This window comes from Aeromonas sp. Prich7-2 (genome assembly GCF_017939255.1).
Taxonomy (GTDB): Bacteria; Pseudomonadota; Gammaproteobacteria; order Enterobacterales; family Aeromonadaceae; genus Aeromonas; species Aeromonas caviae.
Genome location: NZ_JAGKRI010000142.1, coordinates 22,439 through 49,274, shown reverse-complemented (window position 1 = coordinate 49,274; position 26,836 = coordinate 22,439). Strand labels below are relative to the sequence as shown.

Sequence of the window (26,836 nt, the reverse complement as noted above, 5' to 3'; positions counted from 1 at the left end):
CTGTTCAGCTCAAAGGCAGAAGGCAGTTTTTCGCCAGCATCCAGAATGCGTTTGGTTTCTGCCAGCCCGTGATTCCAGACATAACGAGCACAACCGCCCAACTGGCGCAGGCGTTGCGCTTGTTGGGCTGTCGGTTCGAGTCGGAACTTGTAGGCTTTCAGAATTTGCATTTAGCGCTCAGTGTGTAGCATTATCGCCATATCTATTAAGCCCGATTGAGTGACAGAATGCAATTCACTAAAATTAATAAATCACGCCATGCGGCCTACGTTTTGCACGTACATTTGGTGTTTATTACCAAGTATCGAAAGCCGATACTGGGGGATCTGCATCACGCTTCATTCGGTCAGTGTGCGGCAGAGGTTTGCAGAGATTTTGGTGCGGCACTGAAAGAGTGTGACGGAGAGGCTGATCATGTTCACATGCTGATAGAGTACGCGCCAACGGTGCAGCTATCGGTACTGGTGAACTCGTTAAAGGCGGTCACATCAAGGCGACTGCGTAATGAATTTCTGGACTTGAGAGGTGCTTACAGCAAACCCGTACTCTGGTCACGCTCTTACTTTGCGGGCTCTTGCGGCGGAGCACCGTTGGAGGTGATCAAGCAATACATTCAAAACCAGCGGGGCTGACGCCCCGGCGAAATTCCCCTCCCACCTACGTCGGAGGGAGTCCCCTTTCGCATTTAAGATGGGTCCTCCGTGAAACGAGCTGCCAGTGTAGCGGGCCGCCGCCGCTTTGACAGCACCGGGATCACAACCTCGGGGTTTCCTTTGCATCAGGCATGATGGCGGGAGCGCTCGCCCTTGGGGTCAGGGCAGGGTCACTCGGAAGGGGCGACCACGGCCTCCTCTCCCCTGGCGGTGCGTTTCAGTTGCCCCATGAATTGCTTGAAATGGGGGAGAAACCCCTTGAACAGCTCCTCTTTGCGATGCTGCATCATGACTTCGCCAAACAGCTTCAACCCGACGATAAACGCCTGATGTTCCTGCTCCGACATGGCCAGCTTCCCCTTGCTGAGCGCCAGGATGGCAAAGATGTCGTCGTGATTCTGGCAGTCGAACTGCAACGGGGGCACCTCGCGGTCCAGCGCCTGGACCTGTACACGATAAGTGTGTGGCATCTTTCATCTCCTCTCGGGCTGGGCTTTTGCCCATATGGTTGATAAAATCAATTAAACCCTTTTAAGTTGACTTTATCAACCATGAGGTTGTCAAACCGCCTCTTCCGGATCCTCGATCAGTACAAAATCGCCATGACGCAGCATTTCCGGGCACAGCAGATCGCCCTTAGCCCCCTCCATTACAAGGTGCTGCAACTGATCCATGCGCTGGATCCCGCCACGCCGCAGCTAATCGCACAGCGGTCTGGCCGCGACAAGGCGCAGGTGACGCGCCTGCTGCAGGAGATGGAGAAACAGGGGCTCATCGAGAAGCGGCCCCATCCCACTGACAGACGCAGCATCTGTCTGGCCTTGACCCCGCTGGCCTGCGAGCGGGTCAACCAGGGGGAGCAGGAGGCCGCACGGCTCGACGAACGGCTGTGTTCCCTGCTGACGCCGGCGGAGATAGCGCAGTTGCAGCAACTGCTGGACAAGATAGAAAAAGGGCTTGAGTCGACCGATTAGGGTCAGCGTCAGGGGATCCGCTGCCTGATTTGTGGCCAACCAGCGCGGCCTGTGCTGGCGGCGCCTTGTGAGCCACTCCCGGAGATGGTATCACTGGCCCCACTCTCCCCTTCCCGCCGAGGCGCCATCGTGATCACCCTGATTAAAGAGTCCGACCAGTTGAAAATGCCCTGGAAGAACAGGCAGGGCACCACGGCCCAGATCCTGATCTCCCCCCCTGGTTCGACCCTGGACAAGCTCGACTTTGACTATCGGCTGAGCTCGGCCCCCATCAAGGAAGCGGGGAGTTTCTCCCGCTTTCCCGGCTACCAGCGCATCCTGCTGCCCGTCAGCGGTGCCGGTTTCGTGCTCAACGGCCACCCCTACGCCACCTTCGAGGCGGCCCACTTCAGCGGGGATAACGAGACCCGCTGCGAGCTGCTGAAAAAAGAGGTGACGGATCTCGGGCTCATCTACCACCCGGCGCGCATCAGCGCCAACGTGCGGGTGCTGAACCTGCCCTTCCCCCTCAGCCTCACCCTGGAGGCGGACAAGTGCTACCTCTGCCACCTGCTGGAGGGCCAGCTCACCGTGCAGGGACAGCAGGTCGCACCGGGCGAGACCCTGGTGGTGCAGGGGGAGGAGAACATCCGCTTCGAGTGCGGCAAGAAGACCACCCTCGCCTTCTTTACCCTGCAGCCCAAGCAAGCCGCCGTTTAACGCCGGGGGGCACGGCCCCCGCTGTCGAGGCAGGCCTGCATGGTGTCATAGGGGGTATAGTGCCTGGTGCGGCTGTAGTAGGTGCCGCCCTTGGGGTGACAGATGCCGCTCCGGCTCTTCTTCACCGGGGGCTCGGCGGCCAGCGCGATGGCACACAGCAGCATCAGGCAACAGCCAAGCATCCATTTCACTGCATTCATGCTCTCTTTTCCGAAGGGGCGTAGGCGGGCCACTGGCCCATTTGCGGCCTATTCTACGCCGCTCATCCCCTTGCCACCCCAGACCAGATCATGAAAGCACCGCGACGCAGCGCAAGCGAAGACAAAAAAGCCGGGACCTTCCCGGCTTTTGCTTGTACTGGCGGCGACACGGTCCTTGGCACTACCCCACCTTGAAGCTGCCCTTCATCAGGGCGAAGTGGCCCGGGAAGGAGCAGAAGAAGGTGAGATCCTTGCCCGCCAGGCCGTCGGTCTTGAAGGTAACGCTGGTGCTCTCGCCGCCCCCCACCAGCTTGGTGTGGGCCAGGATCCTGGGGTCATCCTTGGGCAGGTAGTCGTGATCGACCCCGGCGCTCATGCCGGCGGTGGCGATGGCCTGATAGTCGGCGGTGTTGGCCAGCACCCAGTTGTGGCCCATGTTGGCCACCGGCAGTTTGCCCGTGTGATTGAGGGTCACCGTCACCTCCTTGCAGGTGGCCGGCACGCTCATCGCCGTCTGGTTGAACTGCATGGCGTCATTGCCTTCGATCACCAGTGCGCACTCGTCGGCCAGGACCGGGGTGGCGAGGGAGCCAAGAAGCAGCAGGGTTAACACCTTTTTCATCACGTTCTCCTTTGATTGACGAAGGATGACAGCACAGGCATCTCGCCCCCGTGGGCGCGACCCGCAAAGATGCTGTCAGGATCGATCTTCATTATATTCAAATGTCACCGAAGGACGACCGCTTTTGGGCCAGCCTGAGGGCCCGGTCACTTCTTTTCTCCCGACCCCGGGCCCAAAGCGGGTTGCTCACATCCCCGTCCCGCTTAATTATTTGCGGCCTTCCCGCCCACGGCCACTCGCCAACACCGCAGCCGTTGGCTAAGCTGCTCCCCCGTCGATGACTCCCGCGAGAATGAGAGATGAAGTTCCCCTTTGCGCCTGCGCTGGCGCGCACCCTGCTGCTCTCCCTGATCCTGCTGCTTGGCGCCTGCCAGCCGGCCCCGACCCAGACCCGCATCCAGGGCAACACCATGGGCACCTATTATGCGGTGACCCTGAGCGACCCCTTCCCCGGCGGACAGGGAGCACTGCAACAGGAGGTGGAGGCGCTGCTGGCACGCCTGAACAAGGAGATCTCCACCTATGATCCGGGCTCCCTCATCTCCCGCTTCAATCAGGGAACGGGGCTGCCCCCCCAGGTCATCCCGGCCACCATGGCGAAGATTGTGCAACAGGGCATTGACGCCGGGCACCTCACCCGGGGGGTTCTCGATGTCACCGTGGGCCCCCTGGTCAATCTGTGGGGATTCGGGCCGGACAAGCGCCCGGTCAGGCGGCCCAGCGCAGAGCAGATCGCCAAGGCGCGGGAGCGGGTCGGCATCGACAAGCTCACCCTGACCCCCGAGGGGGATCACTTCCTGCTCGGCAAGGCCATCCCAGACCTCTATCTGGATCTCTCCACCCTGGGCGAGGGTGCGGCCTCCGACGAGATAGCCGGGCTGCTGGAGCAAAAAGGGGTCCACAACTACCTCATCGAGGTGGCGGGGGCGGTGCGCAGCAAGGGGCACAACGACAAGGGCAATCCCTGGCGGGTGGCCATCGTCGAGCCCTCTGACAGACCGGGCGCCATCGAGGATGTGGTGACCCCGAACGGCATGGCGGTGAGCACCGCCGGCAGCTATCGCAACTATTACGAGCTCGACGGCAAGCGCTACTCCCACATCATCGATCCTGCCACCGGCGAGCCCGTGACCCACAAGCTGGTCTCCGCCACCGTCATCACCCCCACGGCCCTGGAGGCCGATGCCCTCGACACCGCCCTCATGGTGATGGGCCCCGAGCGGGCGATGGCCTTTGCCAGGGAGCACAAGCTGGCGGTCTATCTCATCGAGAAGACCGCCACGGGCTTTGCCGCCAGCCACACCCCCGAGTTTGCCCCCTATCTGGTGCGCAAGCAGCCCTGAATGACGAGGCCCCGCAGTGCGGGGCCTCGTTCACTGACCGCCTATTCGATGGGGATGCGGTGGGGCGCTGGGCTGGCCGCCTGCTTGGGCAGGCGCAGGGTGAGGATGCCGTTGTCAAAGCGGGCGCTCACCTGCTCTGGCGACACCTCCACCGGCAGCTCGACGCTGCGCGACACGCTGCCATAGTAGCGCTCGCTGCGCAGGGCCCGTTCATCCTTGCTCTGGCTGTCAAACTGGCGGATCTCCGCCTTCAGGGTCACCAGCTTGCCGTGCACGTCCACGTGGATGTCCTCCTTCGCCACCCCGGGCAATTCCGCCAGCAGCAGGTAGTCATCCCCGCTCTCCCGCAGATCCAGCTTGATCTGGCTGGGCAACGGGTCCCCGTGCAGGGGGCAGATGTAGAAGCCGGAGGCCATGTCGTGGAACAGGTCATCAAACAGGCTGGTGCGACTCGGTAGCAAACTCATCTGATCCCTCCTTGTGAGCGGGCAAGGGAGCAGACGGGCACCCTGCCCTCTGCTGCCTCCCGCATGCTGACGCTCTTCAAGTCTAAAAACCGGGACAGCGCCTGCCAGTGCCAACTCGCCTTCCATTGACCGGGATCAAAGGCAAGACACCCTTTTTTTCACCCAAGGTCTGCGGGAAAAACCGGGGGGCCTCCCCATGTGCAATTGCCTGCCTGCGGACTTTGGTGGCACACTTCTCCCACCAGCCCGTAGCGCCTTGATGCCAGACAGATGCAGACACCGGACTCCGTACCCGAGAAGAAACCCCAGCCCAAGCCCAAGCGCATCCTGCTGGTCAACGAACAGCGTTCCTTCCAGATGATGATGAAGGCGATGCTGATCAACATCGGCATCAACCGCATCACCTACACCAACTCCGCCGACGAGGCGCGCCGCCGCTGCCAGAAAGAGAGCTTCGACATCTATCTGCTCGACTATGAGCTGGGGGCGGGCGAGAACGGCCGCCAGTTGCTGGAAAGCCTGCGGGATCAGCAACTCATTCCGCCCCAGAGCGTGGTGATCATGGTCAGCAGCGACGGCTCCCGCGCCATGGTGCTGAGCGCGCTGGAAGCCGAGCCCGACGAATACCTGATGAAGCCCTTCTCCCAGGAGCAGTTCTCGTTTCGCCTCAAACGCGCCCTCGCCCGGCGCCAGGCGCTGGAGAGCGTCTTCAGCGCCCTTACCCGGGACGATCTGCCCGCCCTGGTGGAGGCCTGTGCCAAACAGGCGGACGCGGTGCCCCGCTTTGCCAACTTCTGCCGCTGCCTGCAGGCCGACACCCAGCTCAAGCTGGGCCAGGCCAAGGAGGCCCGCAGCCTGATGCGCCAGCTGCTGGCGGGGCAGGAGAACAGCTGGGCTCGCCTCACCCTGGGCAAGGCGTGCCATACCCTGGGTCTGCACGAGGAGGCGGTAAGCCACCTGCAAGCCACCCTGAAACACACCCCCCTGATGGTGGAGGCTTACCTCTGGCTCGCGGAGTCCCTGCTGGCGCTGGGCAATGACGAGCAGGCCCAGCAGGAGCTGCGCCGGGCGGTGGACATCTCTCCCCAGTCGGTGCAGCTCTCCCGCCGTCTGGCGGAGGTGTGCCTGCAACGGCACGACTACGCCCAGGCCAAGGACGTGCTGCTCGCCCTCATCGACTTGTCGCGCAACTCCATCCACCGCACGCCGCATTATCTCGGGGCCTATATCCAGACCCTCACCTTGTACGCCCTCAACAGCAACGACGGCTACCACATCGCCAACCTGCAAAAGCAGGTGAACTCCGCCCTGTCGCGCATCCGCGACTCCCTGATGATGTCGGAGTTCAACTACCCGGTGTTCGAGCAGATCTGCCAGGCCCGGGTGCGCATCGCCCTGGGGGAGCTGCTCAAGGGCAAGAAGATGCTCTATCGCGCCAACCAGAACTGGCTGGACGAGCCCGCCACCATGCCTCCGGCCCTCCTTGGCGAGACCATACTCGCCCTCTATCAGCTCGGGGAGTTCGAGTACGCCGAGAGCCTGCAATCCCTGCTGGCGGAGGATGAGGATCGGCTGCTCACCACCTGCATCCAGGTGACCCGGGATGACAAGACGGTGCAGGAGCGGCGCCAGCGCTATCAGCAGCTCAACGATCTGGGCATCAAGGCCTATCAGGCCGGGGAGCTGGAGCAGGCCCTCGGCCACTTTCGCGAGGCCCTGCGCCGGGCGCCCGCCAATACCGGCGCCGCCCTCAACAAGATCCAGGTGCTGCTGCAACTCATGCAGAAGAACCGCAAGAGCCCGGAGTTTGGCACCGAGTGCAAGGAGACCCTGGAGGTGCTGGAGGGCATCCCCCTCAACCCCGCCCAGCAGGAACGTTTTCGCAAGCTGCGCCAGGAATATCATCAGCACAGCTGATATCCCCCCTCCTCCCCTCACCTATGCTGATACTGACTCAGGGAAGGGAGGGGCAACACCATGGCAATGTGCCGATACCTGGTGGCCGATGGCCGCCACTGCACCGAAGAGGCAGGGGATCATGATCTCTGCCGCTGGCACGACCCCGCTGCGGCCCACAACACCCCTGATACCGCCCAGGCGCTGGAGCGCTATGTGCGCCAGGGGGGCCTGTGCCACGGCCTGCAACTGGCCCGCGCCGAGCTGGCGGATCTCAACCTGGTGAACAGGCAGGGTCCGGAGGGATTCTTGCTGGAGCAGTGCAACCTCTATCGCGCCAACCTGCGGGGGGCCCATCTCTACGGCATTCGCATCAAGGGCGGCAGCCTGATGAAGGCCGATCTGAGCGAAGCGAACCTCCACTGCGCTACCCTCGACGACGTCAACCTGCTCGGCATCCGCTGGAAGAACACCCGCCTCGACAACCTGGAGACGGGCAAGCGGCTGATGCAGGACAGAAAGGGGCGCCGCGAGCGGGACCCGGCGCAGGCCCGCGTCTGGTTCAAGGAGGCGGAGGAGGCCTACCGAGATCTGCGCAAGGCCTCGGAGGCCCAGGGCATCTTCACCATGTCCGGTCGCTACATCCAGCAGGAGCTCACCATGCGCCGCCTGCAGATGCCGTTCTGGTCCTACCGCCGCTTCGCCTCCTGGATAGTGGATCTCTTCTGCGGTTACGGCGAGGCCCCCATGCGGGTGGTGCTCTTCTCCCTGCTGCTCATCGTCATCTGCAGCATTTTTTACTTCTTCTGCGGCCTCAACTTCGCGGGCACCCACCTCATCTATCGCCCGGACGCTCCTCTGGAGCAGAACGCCATCTTCCTGATGGAGTGCCTCTACTACAGCGTGGTGACCTTCACCACGCTGGGGTATGGGGACTTCACCCCGGTGGGGTTGTCGCGGATCTTCGCCGCCTTCGAAGCCTTTACCGGCAGCTTCACGCTTGCACTGTTCGTGGTGGTGTTTGTCAAGAAGATGACCCGCTAGAAACCTGTCCACGATCTTGCTGGGAAGCCGCTTCCAAGGCTCATGTGCTGCTCGCTTATGTGTCGCCAGGCGCTTCCATGTATACATATGCACTCAGGCTCCTCTGCTGCGCGTCACCTTGCTGACAGACTCTCGCGACAGATCGTGAACAGATTACCGAGCCGCTGCGCCAGTCACAGCCCCCGAACTTGCATCCATCGCGGATTCCTAGTCCAATAAGCGACGAACAAAAACGACATGAGCACCCCGAACATGAAGATCATCTCTTTCAATATCAATGGCCTGCGCGCCCGTCTTCATCAGTTGCAAGCCCTTATCGACAAGCACCAGCCGGATGTGATCGGCCTGCAGGAGATCAAGGTCCACGACGAGGCCTTCCCGGTGGCGGACGTGGAGGCCATGGGCTATCACGTGGAATTCCACGGCCAGAAGGGTCACTACGGGGTGGCCATCATGAGCAAGCAGAAGCCGCTCAAGGTGCAAAAAGGCTTTCCCACCGATGAGGAAGACGCCCAGCGCCGCATGATCATGGCCGACTTTAAGCGGGAAGATGGCTCCATCATCACAGTGATGAACGGCTATTTCCCGCAAGGGGAGAGCCTGGATCACGAGACCAAGTTCCCGGCCAAGCAGAAGTTCTATGAAGACCTGCAGCACTACCTCGAGACCCACCACAGCCCAGACGATCAGATAGCGCTGATCGGGGATATGAACATCTCCCCCACGGATCTCGACATCGGCATCGGCGAGGCGAATCGCAAGCGCTGGCTGCGGGATGGCAAGTGCTCCTTCCTGCCCATCGAGCGGGAGTGGATGGAACGGCTCAAGGGGTTCGGCCTGACCGACACCTTCCGCGCCGCCAACCCCACCGAGTGCGAGCGCTTCTCCTGGTTCGACTACCGCTCCAGGGGCTTTGACGAGAACCGGGGTCTGCGCATCGACCTCATCATGGCCTCCGACGCCCTCAAGGACAAGGTGACCGAGACCGGCATCGACTATGAGCTGCGCGGCATCGACAAGCCCTCCGATCACGCCCCCATCTGGACCTGCTTCGCCTGATCCCGGCCGTCGGGCTGCCCTGTCACTCCTGACCCTGAGCCCCCGCCACGCGGGGGCCTCTTCGTCAGCCAATCCGGCATTTCTTAATCCATATCAACTCTTTGGCAGATGGTACAGGGCGAACCTTGACCTTCTCCTATAGGTAAGGTTTACATTCATCCCATACGTCACAGGGAACCTGCACCATGTTGTCATCGAGATTGCCTACAGCGCTCATCGCCCGGCTATTGCTGGCGCTGGTGCTCGTCTGCAATCTCACCCTGTGCATCGGCTGGCATGGGGTGGCCACCGCCTTTCCGGGCGACGCATCCGGTCCCATCCTGACCCCGCCACAGCCCTCCCTGTCTCATGGGCTGCACCAGAGCGGGCCGGTACGGCACGCCGCCATGACCCCTGACCAGATCGACACCGCCTCCCTCTCCTGCCATTCGGGCACACTGAATGCGGGGACCCTGCCGGGGGATGAGTGTCAGATGCAGCCCGGCTTATCCGGCGCCGCCAGTGCGCCCCCCCTGCTCGGCATGCTGCTGTCACTGCTGTTGCTGCCCCTGCTGTTGCTCCCCTCTTCGTGGAGTATCGGCCCCCTGCTGGACAACTGGTTGCGGGATCCCTTCCTGCGCCTGCGTGGTACCCATCCCCCTTCCTGGCCCAGACGGCATCTGATGTTGTCCGTGCTGCGCCATTAGAAACCGCTTCTCCCGTTAGCCCGGGCGATGGTTCGCCATTGCAACAAGTGCCGTGCACCGGCCGACTCGTCGGCAGTGCTCCGTTTGCCGCCCAACCCGTTCGCTGTGATTCGAGTGTTGCGTGACGCAGGTGCGTGAATAACGCCTCTGCCCCGCCCCTGGACACGACGCTCATGCAGGAACCCGGTCAGGCGGCCTGATAGAAGAGAAGATGTAACCATGTCATCAGCCAAGATTTTCGCCGTTGCCGGCGCCCGCGCCTCCCGTTCGACTCGTGCCGGAGGCCTGCGATGAACAAGACCCTGATCCTGTCGACTCTGATGCTCGTCCTCGGGGCTGGCGGCGGTTACTGGGCCGCCACCAAGATGGGCGGCGCTACTACCGCCAAGGAGAAGGCCCCCCTCTACTGGGTCAATCCCATGGATCCCCGCGACAAGCGCGATGCCCCCGCCAAGGACAACATGGGGATGGACTTCATCCCCGTCTATGAAGAGAAACAGGGCGGCTCGCCGGGCACCGTTACCATCAGCCCCGAGATCCAGCAGAACCTGGGGGTGCGGCTGGCCAAGGTGGAAAAACTGCCCGTCCACCAGCAGATCGAGACGGTGGGCTATGTGGGATATGACGAGGAGCGCCTCGAAGCCATCAACTCCCGGATGGCGGGCTGGATCCGCAACCTCGCCATCAAGAACGAGGGGCAGCAGGTGGCCAGGGGCAGCTTCATCTACGATCTCTACGCCCCGGATCTGGTGAACGCCCAGCACGAGTACCTGCTGGCGCTCAATACCACCAACCCGCTGCTGCTGCGCGCCGCCGAAGGCAAGCTCAAGTCCCTGCAGGTACCGGCGGATCAGATAGCGGCCCTCAAGCGCACCCGCAAGGTGCAGGAGACGGTGCGCATCTATGCCCCGAGCAGCGGCTATGTCTCCGAGCTCAAGGTGCGTGAAGGCCAGTATGTGGAGCCCGCCGCCCCCCTCTTCAACATCAGTACCCTCAAGCAGGTGTGGGTGAGCGCCGAGGTGTTCGAGCGCCAGGCCGCCCAGATCAAGGTCGGCGATCCGGTCACCATGACCCTGGACTATGCCCCGGGCCGCCGCTGGCAGGGTCGGGTGGACTACCTCTACCCGACGCTCGATGCCAGTACCCGCACCCTGCGGGTCCGCCTGCGCTTCGACAACCCGGACGAGTTCCTGAAACCCAACATGTTCGCCAAGGTGAGCATCGGCACCGGCAAGGGGGAACCCCGCCTGGTGGTGCCGAGCGAAGCGGTGATCCGCACCGGCAGCCAGGACCGGCTGGTGCTGGCGCTGGGAGATGGCAACTTCAAGTCGGTGGCCGTCACCCTGGGCCCCCAGTTTGGTGACAAGGTCGCCATCCAGGAGGGGGTCGAAGCCGGTGACAGCATCGTCAGCTCGGCCCAGTTCCTACTCGACTCAGAATCGGCCATCGATTCGGACTTCCAGCGCATGACGGCGGTGCGTCCCATGCAGGTGTGGACCCAGGGCCAGGTGCAGAACATCGATCTCGCCGGGCGTACCCTCGGCATCTCTCACCAGCCCATTCCCGAGTGGCAGTGGCCCGCCATGGAGATGGACTTCACCGTGGCCGACGGCGTGGACATCAGCCAGCTGAAACCGGATCAGACCCTGCATCTGCAGGTGGAGCAGGAGGGGGACGAGTACCGCATCATCCAGATCCATGTGGAAGACAAACCGGCAGCAGACGAGCCGATGAAAGAGGCCAAGGGCGAGATGCCAGGCATGGAAGGCATGGATCACAGCCAGCACCAGATGGGGGATAAATCATGATCCCGGCCATGCTTCGCTGCATTGAGCACAAACCCAATCGGCTGCCAGCCCACCGAATGAGAGGAGCCCAGTCATGATCCCTGCCATCATTCGCTGGTCCGTCGGCAACCGCTTCCTGGTGCTGCTGCTGACCGTCATGCTCACCGCCTGGGGCCTCTGGTCGGTCAAGCAGACCCCGGTGGACGCCCTGCCGGATCTCTCCGACGTCCAGGTGATCATCAAGACCTCCTACCCGGGCCAGGCGCCCCAGGTGGTGGAGGATCAGGTGACCTACCCCCTCACCACCGCCATGCTGGCGGTGCCGGGGGCCACCACGGTGCGCGGCTACTCCTTCTTCGGCGACTCCTTCGTCTATGTGCTGTTTGACGACGACACCGACCTCTACTGGGCCCGCGCCCGGGTGCTGGAGTATCTGAGCCAGGTGGCCCCCAATCTGCCCGCCGGGGCCCAGCCCCAGCTCGGGCCGGACGCCACCGGGGTGGGCTGGGTCTACCAGTACGCCCTGGTGGACAAGAGCGGCAAGCACGATCTCAGCGAGCTCACGTCACTGCAGAACTGGTTTCTGAAATACGAGCTGCAGACGGTGAACGGCGTATCCGAAGTCGCCACTGTGGGCGGCATGGTGCGCCAGTACCAGGTGCGGGTCGATCCGGACAAGCTGCGGGCCTACGGCATTCCGCTCTCCCTCATCGAGACCGCCATCAAGCAGGGCAACCAGGAGACCGGCGCCTCCGTCATCGAGATGGCGGAAGCGGAGTACATGGTTCGTTCGAATGGCTACCTCAAGAGCGTCGAGGATCTGAAGCAGATCCCGCTCGGCACCAATGTGCGGGGCGCCCCCCTGCTGCTGGGTGACGTGGCCGACGTGGTGACCGGTCCCCAGAGCCGGCGCGGTATCGCCGAGCTCAACGGCGAAGGGGAAGTGGTGGGCGGCATCATCGTCATGCGTTTTGGCGAGAATGCCCAGCACACCATCGACGGGGTCAAGGCACGGCTGGCCGAGCTCAAATCCAGCCTGCCCGACGGGGTGGAGATCGTCACCGTGTACGATCGATCCGACCTTATCCAGCGCGCCATCGACAACCTCTCCGCCAAGCTGGTGGAGGAGTTCGCCGTGGTGGTGCTGGTGTGTCTCGCCTTCCTGTTCCACCTGCGCTCGTCGCTGGTGGTGGTCATCACCCTCCCTATCGCGATTTTGACCGCCTTTATCGTGATGCACCTGCAGGGGATCAACGCCAACATCATGTCTCTGGGGGGCATCGCCATCGCCATCGGCGCCATGGTGGACGGCGCCATCGTGATGATAGAGAACGTCCACAAGCACATGGAGCGGGAGGCGCTCACCGACAAGAACCGCTGGCGGATCATCACGGAGGCGAGCATCGAGGTGGGGCCGGCGATTTTCTTCTCCCTGCTCATCATCACCATGAGCTTCCTGCCGGTGTTTGCCCTGGAGGCGCAGGAGGGACGGATGTTCCACCCGCTGGCCTACACCAAGACCTACGCCATGGCCGCCGCCGCCGCGCTCGCCATCACGCTGGTGCCGGTCATCATGGGCTATTTTATCCGCGGCAAGGTATTGCCCGAGCAGGCCAACCCCCTCAACCGTGGCTTGAGCCAGGCCTATGTGCCCCTGCTCAATGCCGTGCTGGCCCGCCCCAAGACCACCCTCGCCGCCGCCCTGGTGGTCACGGTCGCGGGTTTCTGGCCGCTCCAGCACCTGGGCTCCGAGTTCATACCGCCGCTCGATGAGGGGGACATCATGTACATGCCCACCACGGCGACCAACATCTCGGTGGGCAAGGCGCGGGAGATTTTGCAGCAGACCGACAAACTCATCCGCACCGTGCCCGAGGTACAGAACGTGTTCGGCAAGGCGGGGCGCGCCGACTCGGCCACCGACCCGGCGGATCTGGTGATGATGGAGACCAGCATCCAGCTCAAGCCCCGCGATCAGTGGCGTCCCGGCATGACCCCGGAGAAGCTGAAAGAAGAGCTCGACTCCCTCATCCGCTTCCCCGGCCTCACCAACGCCTGGGTGCCCCCCATCAAGACCCGTATCGACATGCTGGCCACCGGCATCAAGACCCCGGTGGGGATCAAGATCGCCGGCCCCGACCTCAAGGTGGTCCAGCAGATTGGCCAGCAACTCGAGCAAATTGTCGGCAAGGTGGAAGGCGCTGCCTCCGTCTACGCCGAGCGGGTGGCGGGCGGTCGCTACGTCAAGGTGGATATCGATCGGCTCAAGGCGGCCCGCTACGGCCTCAACATCGCCGACGTGCAGGCGGTGCTCGCCACCGCGGTGGGCGGCATGGACGTGGGGCAGACCATTGAGGGGCGCGAACGTTACCCCATCAACCTGCGCTATCCCCAGAGCTATCGCGATTCGGTGGCCAGCCTCGAACTGCTGCCCCTGGTCACCCCCAAGGGTGAGCGGATCGCCCTGGCGGACGTGGCCCGGGTCTACATCAGCGACGAGGCGCCCATGCTGCGCAGCGAAAACGCACGCCTCAACGGCTGGGTCTACGTGGACATCCGTGGCCGCGACATCGGCTCCTTTGTGGCAGAGGCCAAGGCCGAGGTGGACAAGCAGCTGGTGCTGCCACCGGGTTACGCCCTCACCTGGTCAGGTCAGTACGAATACATGGAGCGGGCCATGGAGCGCCTCACCTACGTGGTGCCCCTGACCCTCGCCATTATCGTGCTGCTGCTCTATCTCGCGTTTCACCGCTTCCAGGAGGTGCTGCTCATCCTCACCACCCTGCCGCTGGCGGTGGTCGGGGGGATCTGGGCCGTCTGGCTGCTCGACTTCAACCTCTCGGTGGGCGTCGGCGTCGGCTTCATCGCCCTGGCCGGGGTGGCCGTGGAGACGGGGGTGCTGATGCTGGTCTACCTCAACCACGCCTGGGACGATCTGGTGGCCAGCGGCAAACCGGACAAGGCCGGCCTGCACCAGGCGGTCATTCACGGCGCCGCCCTGCGCCTGCGCCCCAAGATGATGACGGTGGTCACCATCATCGCCGGCCTTCTGCCCATCATGTGGAGCCATGGCACCGGCTCGGAGGTGATGCAGCGAATCGCCGCCCCCATGATCGGCGGCATGGTGACGGCGCTGGTGCTGACCCTGCTGGTGCTGCCCGCCGCCTACTACCTGTGGCGCAGCCGCACCCTGAAAACCCTTGAACACACGACGTCGCAGACGGATACCCCGACTGCACCCTGATCAACCGGACAACACAAACAAGGAAACCATCATGAACTACAAGACGCTGACGCTGACCCTGCTATTGGGCCTCGCCACCCACACCGGCCTGCAGGCCGAGGAGATGATGAACCACGAAGGGCACGACATGAGCCAGATGGGGGAGATGGGCCAGATGGAGGGCATGGATGGCATGGAGGAGAAGGTGATGACCAAGGGGGTCATCAGCCGTATCGACACGCAAAACGGCAAGGTAGGCATCAAGCACGAGGCCATCGCGAACCTCAAGATGCCCCCCATGACCATGGTCTTCCAGGTGGCCGATCCCGCCCTGATGGAAGGGTTCAAGGTCGGGGATGCGGTGAGCTTCCACGCCGAAAGTCCGGCTGGAAAGCTCACGGTGACGAAGCTGCAGAAGCAGTAACCACTCACAAGGGCAGTAAAAAAACGGCGGGTTGAACCCGCCGTTTTGTTGTCTGCTTGTCAGCGCCGGGCCGATCCTCAGCCGCGAATGTGGTCGATAAAGGCGTCGATCTGCTCGCGGCTGCAAGCCGGGTTCATGAATACCGCCTTTTCCCCGGCGATGTAGGAGTAACGGCCGCGCGCGTCGTAATCGGAGCGGGCCACCGCCTCCACCCAGTTGGTGTAGAGCCCCACCTTGCCGCGCCCGGTGAAGAGGCTGCTGTGGTATTCGGTGTTGCGTGCCAGCCGCGCCTTGTAGGCGGGGTCGGGACTGCGGGCCAGCTCGAAGGCGAACTCGGCCTCCGGATCCTGCACCCACTCGGGGTTGTAGATCTTGAAGCCCACGCTCGGCCCCTGGTTCTCCTGGGCCACCAGCTTGACGTTGCCGAGCTGGCTCAGACGGAAGCGGAAGTAGTTGGCGTTTTGCAGGCAGTGGGCCAGCACGGTGCGATACCCCTCGACCCCCAGGTAGTTGAGGGCCGCGTAGGCACCGAACAGGCCGCTCGCCCCGCGGGAGCACTCGATGGTGGACTGCAGGTGGGTGTGGCCCTGGATGTCGCGCTCGAAGTAGGAGAAGTTCTCCGGATCGTTCTCCATCGCCTTGAGGTCGTTCTGCTCCTTGATCATCACCAGGCTGGAGGTGTAGGGCACATAGCCCCACTTCTGGAAGTCGACGGTGAACGAATCGGCGTATTTGAGCTCGGCAAAGCGCGCCACGTTGCGCTCGATGCCGGCCAGGGTCGCGGCGTTGATGGCCAGGGGGTTGGCGGCAAAGTCGTAACCCAGGAAGAAGATCATCGACCAGCCGATGGCGGCGTCCACGTGGATGTGGGGCTTGACCGCCACCTCGAAGCGCTCGCACAGGCGATCCCGCAGGTCCACCACGGGTTTGACCTGATCCACCCCGAAGGTGTCGGTGGTACCCATGGTGAGCATGATGGTAGGCACCACGTGCTTCAAGGCAAAACAGGCGGTCAGGGTGCGCTCGAGATCCGCGAGATCGATGTCGTTGTTCTCCCCGACCTGGATGCGGATGGTCTTGTTCTCGATGTCCACCCCGAGCAGGGAGAGGTTGGTGATGTTGGAGTAGTGGCCGCCCTGGGAGTTGATGATGCGGTAGTCCTGATAGTGGCCGAGCCCCTTGTGCTTGGCTTCCGGCAGGCTCTTGCGAATGCCGAGCAGGTAGCCGTAGAGGTTACAGAAGGTCCCCCCCTGGGTGAAGATGCCGGTGGCGCGGGCCGGGTCGTAACCCGCCAGCAGTGCTATCTGGCGCACTACCTTCTTCTCCAGCTCCTCGGCCACCCCGGCGTATTCGGAGTAGACCAGGTTGGGGTTGGCCAAAATGCCCATCTGGGCGCCGTAGATGGCGGGATCCGCCGACATGGTGATGACGTTCTCGACGCTGGAGGGGTTCTCCCAATCCTTTGACAGGGCGCCGGCAAACAGCAGCTCCGTCATGGGCTCCCCCGGGGTACGCATCTGCGCGGGCACCGGCATGGTCTCGCAGAGATCCGCGAGACGGGCGCGGCCATCTGGCCAGGCATTGAGGCGCGCGTCCGGCGCCAGTCCACGGGCGCGAAACTCGTTGAGGGTGGCAAAGCCGGGCTCGCGAAACACCGGCCAGAGGTCGGGGTTGCGTGAGAAAAAGTGGGCTTTGACGGTGGCAAAACGGCGGGCGAATTCGGGGGAGACGGCGTTGACGCCCTCATCTTTCAGATAGACCAAGTGATTCATTTTTATACCATTGATACTGCTGAGGTGCGGTTTTTATACTCCAGTGACACCTCTATCAACAGAGACAATAACTAATGGTCTGCCCTACTTTTTGTCATGTTGGCGCCCTGATGGGCGCCGCGCCCCCTCTCCCCTCTTTTCCCCTGTTCATCTTGTGATCCTGGTCATGGGCAAGGTCAGCGCAGGGCGGTCAGCAGCCATGCCGAAAACCCTTCCAGCTCGGAGTTGGCCGAAAACGTCGCCCGCCACTGACGCAGCAACTCGTCGATGGCGTCGGGACGATAGGCCACCCCGGGCAGGCGTGCGGCCAGGTCATCCAGGGGCGCAGGGTCCAGGGTGTCACTGAAGATCTGTGCCCGTCCTATCACCCCCTTCTCCACGTCGAAATGAAGCTCGACCCCGCCCCAGGGGAAGCGCTCCTCCAGCAGGTGGCTGAAGGCGGGAGCATGGCCGAAGTTCCACTCCCAGCTGCGTTGGCGGGCAAAAGTCTCGGCAAAGCCGGGCAGGTCGGGCATCCGCTCGGGGGAGATATGCTCGGGCGGCACCACCTCACCGTAATGGGCAAAGAAGGCGTCGCACAGGGCCTGTACCACCTGCTCATGATCCAGACCAGGCAGCAGCTCGCCAAGGTTCGCCACCCGGCTTCTCACCGAACTGATGCCCTTGGCCGCCAGCTTCTTGGGGTCGGGATTGAGGTAGTGGGCAAGGCGGCCGAGATCAGCATCCAGCAGCAGGGTACCGTGGTGAAAGCCGCGATCATGGTTCTCCCGGTAGGCCGAACCCGACACCTTGCGATCCCCGTCCGGGGTCGCCACCAGCAGGTCGTTGCGCCCGGAGGCAAAAGCGCTCACGCCGAGTCTGGCGAGGGCATCGATGACGATGGTGGTGGAGACGCTCTTGTCATAACCGGGCTTGCCCGCCATGAAGGTGAAACAGCTGTTGCCAAGGTCGTGGAACACGGCGCCACCCCCGCTGCTGCGCCGGGCCAGGGTCACCCCGTCCTCTTCCATGCGGCGGGTGTTGCACTCCTTCCAGGGGTTCTGGGCCCGGCCTATCACCACCGTATTGTCGTTGCGCCACAGGAACAGCACCCGCTGGGCCGGGTCCATCTGGCGAAAAATGCACTCCTCCACCGCGAGGTTGAACAGGGGATCGTGGGAGTCGGAGAGCAGCAGGCGCAAGGAAGACATGACAGGACCTTCTCGGAAAACAGGAAACGGATGACTACCATACCACCCTGAACGAAGGAAGGCGTCCCCCGACCGCCACAGGTCGACATCCGATCGGGGCAAGAGCATCAACTTCTGATACGACAGGAGAAGACAAGAGGGAGTCGCCGAAAACACGCAGTTTATCATTAACAGGCGAGAAGAGAGGCGGCAGCCACCCCTCCTGGAATGACACCTTATGCCCTTGTCACCGGGCCGGTGACGGGTTGACAAGGTTTCAAAACGAGCCGTGACGCCCATTGACGTGATGAATGACACAAAAATGACTTTTACTGCCTCCCGCGCCCCATCTTATTGGGGCCTGCTCCCCTTGCGAATGGCAGGAAATTGTTTGACTCTAGCCAGAAGAGCACCTCCCGAGAGAACAGCGGTATGACGGAGTCCGATGCATCTCGCCAGCCTGTACGCTGGCTTCTGCCTTTCTGGGTGATGATTGCCACCCTGACCACGGCTCCCCTCAGGGCGGATGAGCGCGTCATCCTGCAACTTCCCTGGCAGCACCAGTTCCAGTTTGCCGGTTACTACGCCGCCATCGCCAAGGGGTTCTACCAGGAGGTCGGCCTGCAGGTCACCCTGCGGGAGGCGGGGCCGGGCACCGACGTCATCAATGAAGTCACCACGGGTCGTGCCCAGTTCGGCATCCGCGGCAGCGATCTGCTGCTGGCCCGGACAGCAGGCCGCCCTGTGGTGGTGCTCGCCGCCATGTTGCAGCACTCCCCCCTGATGCTCATCACCCTGGAGCGGCCGGATATCCAGACTCCGGGCGATCTGGCCAACAAGCGGCTGATGCTCGAACCCGGCTCCAACGAGCTGCTCACCTACCTGCATCGCTACACCCGCAGCCGGCAGTGGGATACCCTGCCCTACGAGCGGGGGGTACAGGCACTGCTGAGGGGCCAGGCGGACGCCATCAGCGCCTACAGCACAACCGAGCCCTTCACCCTGCAGCAACAGGGCATTCCCTACCGGGTGTTCAGTCCCCGCGACGTCGGGTACGACTTCTACGGAGACAACCTCTTCACCTCGGAAAATGAAGTCTTCAACCAGCAGGAGCGGGTCCAGCGCTTCTTGCAGGCCAGCCTCAAGGGGTGGCGCTATGCCATGGATCATCCCGAGGAGATGATCAACCTGATCCTGGAGCACTACCCCAGCGGGGCCGGGCGCGAGGCGCTCGCCTTCGAGGCCCGTGAAACCCGGGCCCTGATGCAGCCCGACATCATCGAGCCCGGCTACATGCAGCAGGATCGCTGGCAGCAGATCGCCCGCACCTACCAGGAGGCCGGGATGATCAAGGCGGTGCCCAACCTCACCCCCTTCCTCTACAACAGTACCCAGGCGAGCCTTCGCCAGCAGCGCCAACTGCTCGACAGGAGCGTGGCCATCGCCATGCTGATCTCCTTCTCCCTGCTGGCCCTGCTCGGCGTCTTCCTGCACCTCTATCTGCGTCTGCGGGAAGAGGCCAGTGACCGACAGCGGCTCACCCGGGAACTGGCCCAGCGCGAGCAGCACTACCGTTTCGTGGCGGAGAACAGCGGCGACGTGATCTGGACCATGGACACCGACAGCCTGCGTTTTCGTTACATCAGCCCCGCCATCGCGTCCCTGAGCGGCTATGAGCCCGCCGAACTCTTTGCCCTCTCCCTGCGCCAGCTGCTCCCCGATGAGTCCTGGAAACAGCTTCGCGACGGCATCACCGCCTCCCTCGAGGCCTGGCAACGGGGGGATCATGGGCAGACCCGGTGCGTCATCCACTCCCAGCTGCGCCACAAGCAGGGTCATCTGGTGGCCATCGAGACGGTCACTACCTTGCATGGCAGCGCCAGCACAAGACCCGATGCCATTTTGGGGGTGACCCGGGATGTCACCGAACGTTCGGCCCGGGAGGAGATGATGCGCCGCCTCGCCTTCTATGACCCCCTCACCGGCCTGGCCAACCGCCGCCTGCTGCAACAGCGGCTCAAGGAGACCCTGGAGCAGGCTCCCCAGCAGCCCCTGGCCCTGGTCTTCATCGATCTCGACCACTTCAAGCCCATCAATGACACCTTCGGCCACGAAACCGGCGACCTGCTGCTCAAGCTGGTGGCCGAGCGCATGGGGGAGTGCGTCAGGGAAGAAGATCTGGTGGCACGCCTTGGGGGGGACGAATTCGTCATCATGCTGCCCGATACGGATGCCTCGGCCCTCGCGGTCGCCGACAAGCTGCACCACTGCCTGCATCACCCCTTCCAGCTTGAGCAGCAGGCGCTGCGCATCTCCGGCAGCATAGGGGTCGCCCTCTATCCGGATCACGGCACCGACCCCAAGACCCTGATGCACCACGCCGATCAGGCCATGTATCAGGCCAAGCACCATGGCCGGGGCAGGGTCTGCCTGTTTTCCACCGGGCAGGATCCCCTCCCCGGCACCCTGCAATGGCAGCCCGCCCACGCATGCGGCCACCCCCGCATCGATGCGGACCACCGCCAGCTCTACCTGCTGGCCAACCGCTTGCTCGAGCACATGCAGGATCCCGGCATCCATCCGGATGCCTTGCTGGCAGACATGGCGCAGATATTCGAGATGGCGCGCCAGCACTTCCTCCTCGAAGAGCAAGTCCTCGCGCAATATGGCTATGAGGAGCTGGCGGCCCATCGCCAGGAGCACCAGCATCTGCTGAAAAAAGCCGGTCAGCTGATGGCGGCCGCACAGGCGGGCACCCTTGGCAACGACGCCCTGCTCAACTTCATCATCCAGGAGCTGGTCGTGGGTCACATGAGCCAGGCGGATCGCCGTTATTTCCCCCTGATGAAAACCTGCGATGCCCGCGAGGCGGTGTGATGCCAGAAAACAGGGGGCACGTGCCCCCTGTGTTTACCTCTGACTTCGGCGAACGAGCAGGCTGTAGTAGAGCAGCGGGATCACCATCAGGGTGAGCAAGGTGGAGACCAGGATCCCGAAAATCAGGCTGATGGCCAGCCCGTTGAAGATGGGGTCATCCAGGATGAAAAGCGCCCCTATCATGGCCGCCAGCGCCGTCAGCATGATGGGTTTGGCTCGCACCTGCGCCGCCTCGATCACCGCCTGCTCGAACGCCATGCCACTCGCCCGCTGCTGCTCGATGAAATCCACCAGCAGGATGCTGTTGCGCACGATGATCCCGGCCAGGGCGATCATCCCGATCATCGAGGTGGCGGTGAACTGGGCCCCCAGCAGGGCGTGACCCGGCATCACCCCGATGAGGGTGAGCGGAATGGGGGCCATGATGATGAGCGGCACCAGATAGGAGCGGAACTGGGCCACCACCAGCAGGTAGATGAGGATCATCCCCACCCCGTAGGCCAGCCCCATGTCGCGGAAGGTCTCGTAGGTTATCTTCCACTCCCCGTCCCACAACAGCGCCACCTCCCCCAGCTTGTCGGGCTGATGCACGTAATACTGTGGCAGCGAGATGTCGGCACCGGCGGCAAACATGCCGTAGAGCGGGCTGTCGGCATGGCCGCCCATGTCAGCCACCACCATCACCATGGGCTGCATGTTCTTGTGCATGAGGTAGCTGGGGGCGACCTCGTCACGACGGCTCACCAGCTCGGAGACCCGCACCAGCAGGCCGCTCTGGCTGCGCACCTTGAGAGCCAGGATGCCGGTCAGATCCCGCTTGTCACCGGGGGCGAGCTCGATGCGGATCGGCACCGGATACTTGGCGCCTTGCCCTTGCAGCCAGCTGGCATCCTGATAACCCACGCCCCCGTTGAGGGTCGCCACCAGATCCCCGAGAACGACCCCGAGCAGGGCCGCCTGGGCGCGATCCACCACCAGCCGCCACTTGGGCTGGGGGTCGGCCAGATAGATGTCCACGTCCACCAGATCCGCCGTGGCCACAAAGCGGGCCTCTACGACGCGGGCAGCGGCTTCACGGGCGGCCTGCGTCGGGCCATACACTTCCGCGACAATGGGCGACCAGACAGGCGGTCCCGGGGGCACCTCCACCACCTTGAGGTTGCCCCCTGCCGCACTGGCGATGGCCTGCAAGGGCGCACGCACCGACCGGGCAATCTCGTGACTGCTGCGATCCCGTTCATGCTTGTCCACCAGATTGACCTGGATGTCCCCCACGTTGGCGCCGCTGCGGATGAAGTAGTGGCGCACCAGCCCGTTGAAGTTGATGGGGGCGGCGGTGCCGGCGTAGATCTGGTAATCCTTCACCTCGGGCACCCTGGCGAGCTCCCGACCCACCGCCAGCAGGGTGCGCTCGGTCTGCTCCAGGGTCGCCCCCTCCGGCATGTCGAGCACCAGCTGGAATTCCGACTTGTTGTCAAAGGGGAGCATCTTGAGCACCACCCACTGCACCACGGGCATGGCGGCCGCCCCCGCCACCAGCAGCAGAATGACCAGCCAAAGCTTGTGTCTCGCTCTTTTGGCACCCGTCCCCATCAGAAAGGGGGTCATCAGCCGGTGAAAGAGCCCGGCCTTGGCCTCCCCGTGGGCGACATGCCCCTCGCGCTTGAGCAGGTGATTGGCCAACCAGGGGGAGAAGATGAAGGCCACCAGCAGGGAGATAAGCATCCCCATGCTGGCATTGATGGGGATGGGGCTCATGTAGGGGCCCATCAGGCCGCTGACGAAGGCCATGGGCAGCAGGGCCGCGATGACGGTCAGGGTCGCCAGAATGGTCGGCCCCCCCACCTCGTCCACCGCGCCCGGAATGAGATCCTTGAGGGACCCCTTGCCCAAACCGCGATGACGGTGGATGTTCTCCACCACGACGATGGCGTCATCCACCAGGATGCCGATGGAGAAGATAAGGGCAAAGAGGGACACCCGGTTGAGGGTAAAGCCCCAAGCCCAGCTGGCAAAGAGGGTCAGCGCCAGGGTGATGACGATGGCAACCCCCACCACCAGCGCCTCGCGCCAACCCATGCTCACCAGCACCAGCAGCACCACCGCCGTGGTGGCAAAAATGAGCTTGCCGATGAGGGTGTTGGATTTGGTCTCGGCGGTGACGCCGTAGTCACGGGTCACCGTCACCTCGACGCCAGCCGGGATGAGTCGATTCTTGAGGCTCTCGACCCGTTCTTCCACCCGCTTGGCCACCTCGACCGCGTTCTGGCCGGGCTGCTTGCCGATGGCCAGGGTCACCGCCGGATAACTGCGATCCCCCTGCCCCATCCAGCTGCGCTGGACCGGGGTCTCTTCCCCAAGCGCCACCCGGGCCACCTCACCGAGGTAGACGGGCTTGCCGTCGTGCAACCCCACCACCAGCTCGCGGGCCTCCTGCTCGCTTTGCAGGAACTGCCCCACCTGCACCTTGATTTCCCGGTTATCCTGCACCACGGCCTGCTCGCTGCCCACCCGGTTGGCGGCCGCAAGTCGCTGGCTCAGCTCGCCCCAGCTGATGCCATGGGCGCTGAGGGCCGCCGGATCCGGCATCACCCGCAGCACGGCGCTCTGGCTGCCCAGCGTGTAGATATCGCGGGTACCGGGAATGCGCTTGAGTTCGGTCTCCAGCTCGTGGGCGACCCGGGTCAGATCGGAGGCCCCCAGCTGCTTGCTCCAGAGGGTCAGACTGACGATGGGAACATCATCGATCCCCCGGGGTTTTACCAGTGGCTGACCGACTCCGATCCCCTGTGGCAACCAGTCGCGGTTGGAGTCGAGCTGGTTGTTGAGATCCACGATGGCCTGCTCCCGGCTCACGCCTACCTTGAACACCACCACCAGCAGGGCGCCATCGGGTTGGGAGAAGGAGTAGAGGGTATCTATCCCCTTTATCTGGGAGACCACCTGCTCGGCAGGGGTGGTGACGAGGGACTCCACCTCTGCCGGGCTGGCTCCCGGGAAGGGAATGTAGACGTCGGCGAAGGTGACATCGATCTGGGGCTCCTCCTCCTTGGGGGTCACCAGCACGGCAAAAAAGCCGAGCAAGAGCCCCACCAGCGCCAGCAGCGGGGTGATGGCCGAGCCCTGAAACAGGGCCGCCAGCCGACCCGCCGGCCCCAGGTGGCCATGGTTGTCGTTCAGATCGCTACTCATGGGGCACCTCCTGTTGACGGGTCCAGGCATCGGGGGCCAGGGTGTCACCGCCCTTGAGACCCGCCAGGACCTCGCACAGCCCAGCCTCGCAGTGGCCGACCCGCACCGGGGTCAGGGCCCAGCCCTCCCCCTCTTTGAGGTAGACGCCGTTGAACTCCCCCTGCCGCAGCAGGGCGGGCTCCGGCACTTGCAACACCTGACGCTCACCCTGTTTGAGCTGCACCTTGAGCCACATGCCAGGCAGCACCCCTGCCGTGTTCGGCGGCAGATCGAGGCGCAGCCGGAAACTGTGGCTCTGGCTGTCGGCGTAGTTGAAGCGGAGCAGCTTGACGGGAGTCACGGCCTTGCCACCGGGCAGCAGCACCTGCACATCCGACGGCTGGCCGGCGAGAGCCAGTGCGGACTGGGGCAGCTCCAGCTCCACCCTCAGCTCGCCAAGGGAGAAACCGGATAGCAGCGGCGTACCGGGGGCCACCGTCTCCCCCAGCTCCACCAGCCGCCTGGTCACCACCCCGGCGTAGGGGGCGAGGATACGGGTATAGCCGTAGGCTTCCCGGGCCTGGATGAGGGCGGCCTCGGCGGCATTGACCTCGGCGCGGGCGGCCCGATCCGTTGCCTGGGCGTTGTCGAGCTGGGCCCGGGTGATCACCCCCTTGGCGATGAGGGCCTGATAACGGGTGAGCTGGCGCTCGGCCTCCACCTGCTGGGCCTGGGCCCTGGCCACCCGCGCCTCGGCGCCGGTCACGGCGGCAGACTGCTCCTTGCCGCTTATCTCGAGCAGGGGCTGCCCGGCCTGTACCTCGTCGTTCACATCCACCAGCATGCGGGAGACGCGGCCACTGGTCTGGGCCGCGACCGTCCCCTGATGAATGGCGCTCACGGTACCGCTCAGGGTGAGCCAGTCGGTGACCGGCTGTGGCGCCACTGTCAGCAAGGGCTCTGGCTCCCCTTCCGCGGCCAGGGCGGATGTCATGGTCTGCGATGTCATCACCATCAAGGTGATCCCCAGCAACCGGATCTTTTCCATCATTACTCTCCTTCCCTGGCATCATCAGTCACTTCACGGGATCAGGCGGTATGGGACTGGCGCACCTTATCCTTTCCCCGAGCTGGCGCCTTGGTCAGCACCCTGGCCAGCCCTCTGTCAAACAGCAAGATCCCGGCCACCATGGCCGCGATGAACAGCAGTATCATGGGCTGCCCGCTGGAGATGAGGCTCAGGGCTGGCCCTGGACAGATCCCCACCAGGCCCCAGCCGATGCCAAACAGGGCGGCGCCACCGATGAGACGGCGATCCAGCACGGGGGCCGGCACCCTGGCCATGGGTTCCCCCAGCAGGCTCTGGCGGCGGGGTTTCACCAGCAGGAAGTAGCCCGGCATGAAGACAGCCAGGGCTCCCCCCATCACAAAGGCGAGGCTGGGATCCCAGGCCCCCGCCACGTCGAGAAAGCCGGTGACCCGGGCGGGATCTATCATGCCGGAGATGGCCAGACCCAGACCGAACAGCAGACCCGCCAGCAAACTTGTCATCAATGCCATGACGATCAACCCCTTACAACAGATGGTGAGTGACGAGGACGGTGAGCACGCCGGCCGCCATGAAGGTGAGGGTGGCCACGATGGAGCGCACCGAGAGGCGGCCCATGCCGCAGATGCCGTGACCGCTGGTGCAGCCATTGCCAAGGCGGGTGCCTATGCCCACCAGCAGTCCGGCCACCAGCACCAGCGGCCAGCCCGGCAGGGTGCTGAACGCAGGCATGCTGGCCCAGCCGGCATTCAGTGCCAGCCAGGCCCCCAGACCCAGCCCCAGCAAGAAGAGTACCTGCCAGGGGGTTCTGTGTTGCAGGGCCCCCGCCAGGATGCCGCTGATCCCGGCCACCTTGCCGTTGAACAGCATCAAGATCAGGGCCGAGAGCCCCGCCAGCATGCCTCCTCCGAGAGAGAGCAGCCATTGGCTTTCCATCATCGTGTTTCCTCATCTGAGTGACAAAAATGGGTTTGCAGCGCCGCCAGCACATCGACGGCCGCCTCGCTCACCAGCGAGTAGAAGATCTGCTGGGAGACCTTGCGCGAACGAATCAGCCCGCAACGCTTCAGTACCGACAACTGCTGGGAGAAGGCAGACTGGCCGAGCTGGCTGTTCGCCAGCAGCTCCCCGACTCCCTTCTCCCCCTCCACCAGCTGACAGAGCACCCTCAGGCGCTCCGGGTGAGCCAGCGCCTTGAGCAGATCGGCGGCCGCGGCGACGTGCCGGTTCATCTCGTCGAGGGGGGTCATGATTTAAATTAGCAACTCCTGATATTTACCTCATTGTATAAATAAACACTAAATTAGCAATATCTAATTAAATGGAGAGTGGCACCTCGCCACCGCCTCACGAGACGCCCATGGGAGACGCGGGCCGCGCCCACGCAAACGGGTGAGACATGCCCCTGCATCGGAAAGTACAGGCCGCCCGAGCGGCCCGCCAATACGGAGGAATGAGGCGTCCTCATCGGCACCTCCATCTCTTTTTTATTATGTTTCAATATGTTGCTATCAGGACCCCAGGGTTTACCCCGGCCGTCTCATCGGCTACCATGTCGCCTCTTTCATCCCTGGCGGAGACCATCAGTGGGCAACTCATCAAGTGACAGATGCACGCCGATCCTTGTCGGCCCCCCGGTCGCGAGCTAGCCGCAGGTTCTTCCCTGCCGCGACTCGCCACCCCAGCGAGATGCGGAACCGTCTCCCTTCTCTTTACACTTGA

General features: G+C 63.5%; 23 protein-coding genes. 12 read left to right on the top strand and 11 right to left on the bottom strand.

The genetic code is table 11. The features are described from left to right. Nucleotides 1-227: 227 nt before the first annotated feature. Nucleotides 228-632: an IS200/IS605-like element ISAs26 family transposase gene (tnpA, locus tag J9892_RS18220; protein WP_103261424.1), complete on the top strand. Its 405-nt coding sequence runs from the start codon at nucleotides 228-230 to the stop codon at nucleotides 630-632. A gap of 191 nt (nucleotides 633-823) precedes the next feature. Here the strand turns inward: tnpA and J9892_RS18215 are convergent, their stop codons facing one another. Further along, entirely contained in the window at nucleotides 824-1,123 is a 300-nt protein-coding gene (locus J9892_RS18215; RefSeq protein ID WP_042014216.1) for a DUF3861 domain-containing protein, read from the bottom strand. A gap of 81 nt (nucleotides 1,124-1,204) precedes the next feature. Between J9892_RS18215 and J9892_RS18210 the strand changes: the two genes are divergently transcribed. Together J9892_RS18210 and J9892_RS18205 are read left to right on the top strand one after the other, a co-directional pair. After that, on the top strand, nucleotides 1,205-1,627 hold the full coding sequence (locus tag J9892_RS18210; RefSeq protein ID WP_052815264.1) for a MarR family transcriptional regulator: 423 nt from the start codon (nucleotides 1,205-1,207) through the stop codon (nucleotides 1,625-1,627). A 129-nt stretch (nucleotides 1,628-1,756) separates the two neighbouring features. After that, complete coding sequence (locus J9892_RS18205; RefSeq protein WP_052815265.1) at nucleotides 1,757-2,326, top strand: HutD family protein; 570 nt, start codon at nucleotides 1,757-1,759, stop codon at nucleotides 2,324-2,326. On the opposite strand, the gene J9892_RS18200 is transcribed toward J9892_RS18205, so the two are convergent. Then, nucleotides 2,323-2,526 (bottom strand): hypothetical protein, encoded by a 204-nt coding sequence (locus J9892_RS18200; RefSeq protein WP_039039209.1) that lies wholly within the window; start codon nucleotides 2,524-2,526, stop codon nucleotides 2,323-2,325. The genes J9892_RS18205 and J9892_RS18200 overlap by 4 nt on opposite strands. Nucleotides 2,527-2,707: 181 nt before the next feature. Then, nucleotides 2,708-3,148 (bottom strand): azurin, encoded by a 441-nt coding sequence (gene azu / locus J9892_RS18195; RefSeq protein ID WP_043155526.1) that lies wholly within the window; start codon nucleotides 3,146-3,148, stop codon nucleotides 2,708-2,710. A 299-nt stretch (nucleotides 3,149-3,447) separates the two neighbouring features. Here azu and J9892_RS18190 point away from each other — a divergent pair, with 299 nt between their 5' ends. Beyond that, entirely contained in the window at nucleotides 3,448-4,491 is a 1,044-nt protein-coding gene (locus J9892_RS18190) for an FAD:protein FMN transferase (protein WP_053288286.1), read from the top strand. 41 nt (nucleotides 4,492-4,532) lie between these two features. On the opposite strand, the gene J9892_RS18185 is transcribed toward J9892_RS18190, so the two are convergent. Next, a complete protein-coding gene (locus tag J9892_RS18185) occupies nucleotides 4,533-4,958 on the bottom strand; it encodes an Hsp20/alpha crystallin family protein (RefSeq protein WP_182721675.1) in 426 nt (141 codons plus the stop codon). A gap of 270 nt (nucleotides 4,959-5,228) precedes the next feature. Here J9892_RS18185 and J9892_RS18180 point away from each other — a divergent pair, with 270 nt between their 5' ends. The 7 genes from J9892_RS18180 to J9892_RS18150 all read left to right on the top strand — a co-directional run bounded on the left by J9892_RS18180 (nucleotide 5,229) and on the right by J9892_RS18150 (nucleotide 15,077). Next, nucleotides 5,229-6,875, top strand: coding sequence for a response regulator (locus J9892_RS18180; protein WP_180911109.1), 1,647 nt, complete (start codon nucleotides 5,229-5,231; stop codon nucleotides 6,873-6,875). Between the two features lie 60 nt (nucleotides 6,876-6,935). Further along, on the top strand, nucleotides 6,936-7,898 hold the full coding sequence (locus J9892_RS18175; RefSeq protein WP_210538659.1) for an ion channel: 963 nt from the start codon (nucleotides 6,936-6,938) through the stop codon (nucleotides 7,896-7,898). 252 nt (nucleotides 7,899-8,150) lie between these two features. Further along, nucleotides 8,151-8,957 carry an exodeoxyribonuclease III gene (gene xthA, locus J9892_RS18170; RefSeq protein WP_109422020.1) on the top strand — a complete coding sequence of 269 codons (807 nt, stop codon included), beginning with the start codon at nucleotides 8,151-8,153 and terminating at the stop codon, nucleotides 8,955-8,957. 185 nt (nucleotides 8,958-9,142) lie between these two features. Further along, nucleotides 9,143-9,643, top strand: a complete 501-nt coding sequence (locus tag J9892_RS18165; protein WP_109422019.1) for a hypothetical protein — start codon at nucleotides 9,143-9,145, stop codon at nucleotides 9,641-9,643. A 290-nt stretch (nucleotides 9,644-9,933) separates the two neighbouring features. Continuing rightward, entirely contained in the window at nucleotides 9,934-11,451 is a 1,518-nt protein-coding gene (locus tag J9892_RS18160) for an efflux RND transporter periplasmic adaptor subunit (protein WP_052815049.1), read from the top strand. 73 nt (nucleotides 11,452-11,524) lie between these two features. Beyond that, nucleotides 11,525-14,674 (top strand): efflux RND transporter permease subunit, encoded by a 3,150-nt coding sequence (locus tag J9892_RS18155; protein WP_052815048.1) that lies wholly within the window; start codon nucleotides 11,525-11,527, stop codon nucleotides 14,672-14,674. A 31-nt stretch (nucleotides 14,675-14,705) separates the two neighbouring features. Further along, a complete protein-coding gene (locus J9892_RS18150; protein WP_043759198.1) occupies nucleotides 14,706-15,077 on the top strand; it encodes a copper-binding protein in 372 nt (123 codons plus the stop codon). A 77-nt stretch (nucleotides 15,078-15,154) separates the two neighbouring features. Here the strand turns inward: J9892_RS18150 and J9892_RS18145 are convergent, their stop codons facing one another. Together J9892_RS18145 and J9892_RS18140 are read right to left on the bottom strand one after the other, a co-directional pair. Then, nucleotides 15,155-16,849, bottom strand: coding sequence for a pyridoxal-dependent decarboxylase (locus J9892_RS18145; protein WP_210538658.1), 1,695 nt, complete (start codon nucleotides 16,847-16,849; stop codon nucleotides 15,155-15,157). A gap of 176 nt (nucleotides 16,850-17,025) precedes the next feature. After that, nucleotides 17,026-18,039 (bottom strand): lipoate--protein ligase, encoded by a 1,014-nt coding sequence (locus tag J9892_RS18140; RefSeq protein WP_052815046.1) that lies wholly within the window; start codon nucleotides 18,037-18,039, stop codon nucleotides 17,026-17,028. A 468-nt stretch (nucleotides 18,040-18,507) separates the two neighbouring features. Between J9892_RS18140 and J9892_RS18135 the strand changes: the two genes are divergently transcribed. Then, nucleotides 18,508-20,895 carry a diguanylate cyclase gene (locus J9892_RS18135; protein WP_236729441.1) on the top strand — a complete coding sequence of 796 codons (2,388 nt, stop codon included), beginning with the start codon at nucleotides 18,508-18,510 and terminating at the stop codon, nucleotides 20,893-20,895. 33 nt (nucleotides 20,896-20,928) lie between these two features. On the opposite strand, the gene J9892_RS18130 is transcribed toward J9892_RS18135, so the two are convergent. From J9892_RS18130 to J9892_RS18110, 5 genes are read right to left on the bottom strand one after another with little or no spacing between them, the layout of a single operon-like run. Further along, complete coding sequence (locus J9892_RS18130) at nucleotides 20,929-24,087, bottom strand: efflux RND transporter permease subunit (RefSeq protein WP_210538657.1); 3,159 nt, start codon at nucleotides 24,085-24,087, stop codon at nucleotides 20,929-20,931. Then, on the bottom strand, nucleotides 24,080-25,114 hold the full coding sequence (locus J9892_RS18125) for an efflux RND transporter periplasmic adaptor subunit (protein WP_029314053.1): 1,035 nt from the start codon (nucleotides 25,112-25,114) through the stop codon (nucleotides 24,080-24,082). The genes J9892_RS18130 and J9892_RS18125 overlap by 8 nt, the downstream gene beginning before the upstream one ends. A 41-nt stretch (nucleotides 25,115-25,155) precedes the next feature. Then, the gene (locus J9892_RS18120; protein WP_029314051.1) at nucleotides 25,156-25,626 is read right to left on the bottom strand and encodes a YeeE/YedE family protein; all 471 of its coding nucleotides are present in this window, start codon (nucleotides 25,624-25,626) and stop codon (nucleotides 25,156-25,158) included. Nucleotides 25,627-25,639: 13 nt separating this feature from the next. Beyond that, a complete protein-coding gene (locus J9892_RS18115; RefSeq protein WP_041201475.1) occupies nucleotides 25,640-26,053 on the bottom strand; it encodes a YeeE/YedE family protein in 414 nt (137 codons plus the stop codon). After that, on the bottom strand, nucleotides 26,050-26,364 hold the full coding sequence (locus J9892_RS18110; protein ID WP_010673655.1) for a metalloregulator ArsR/SmtB family transcription factor: 315 nt from the start codon (nucleotides 26,362-26,364) through the stop codon (nucleotides 26,050-26,052). Before J9892_RS18110 ends, J9892_RS18115 begins: the two co-directional genes overlap by 4 nt. Between the last annotated feature and the right edge of the window lie 472 nt (nucleotides 26,365-26,836).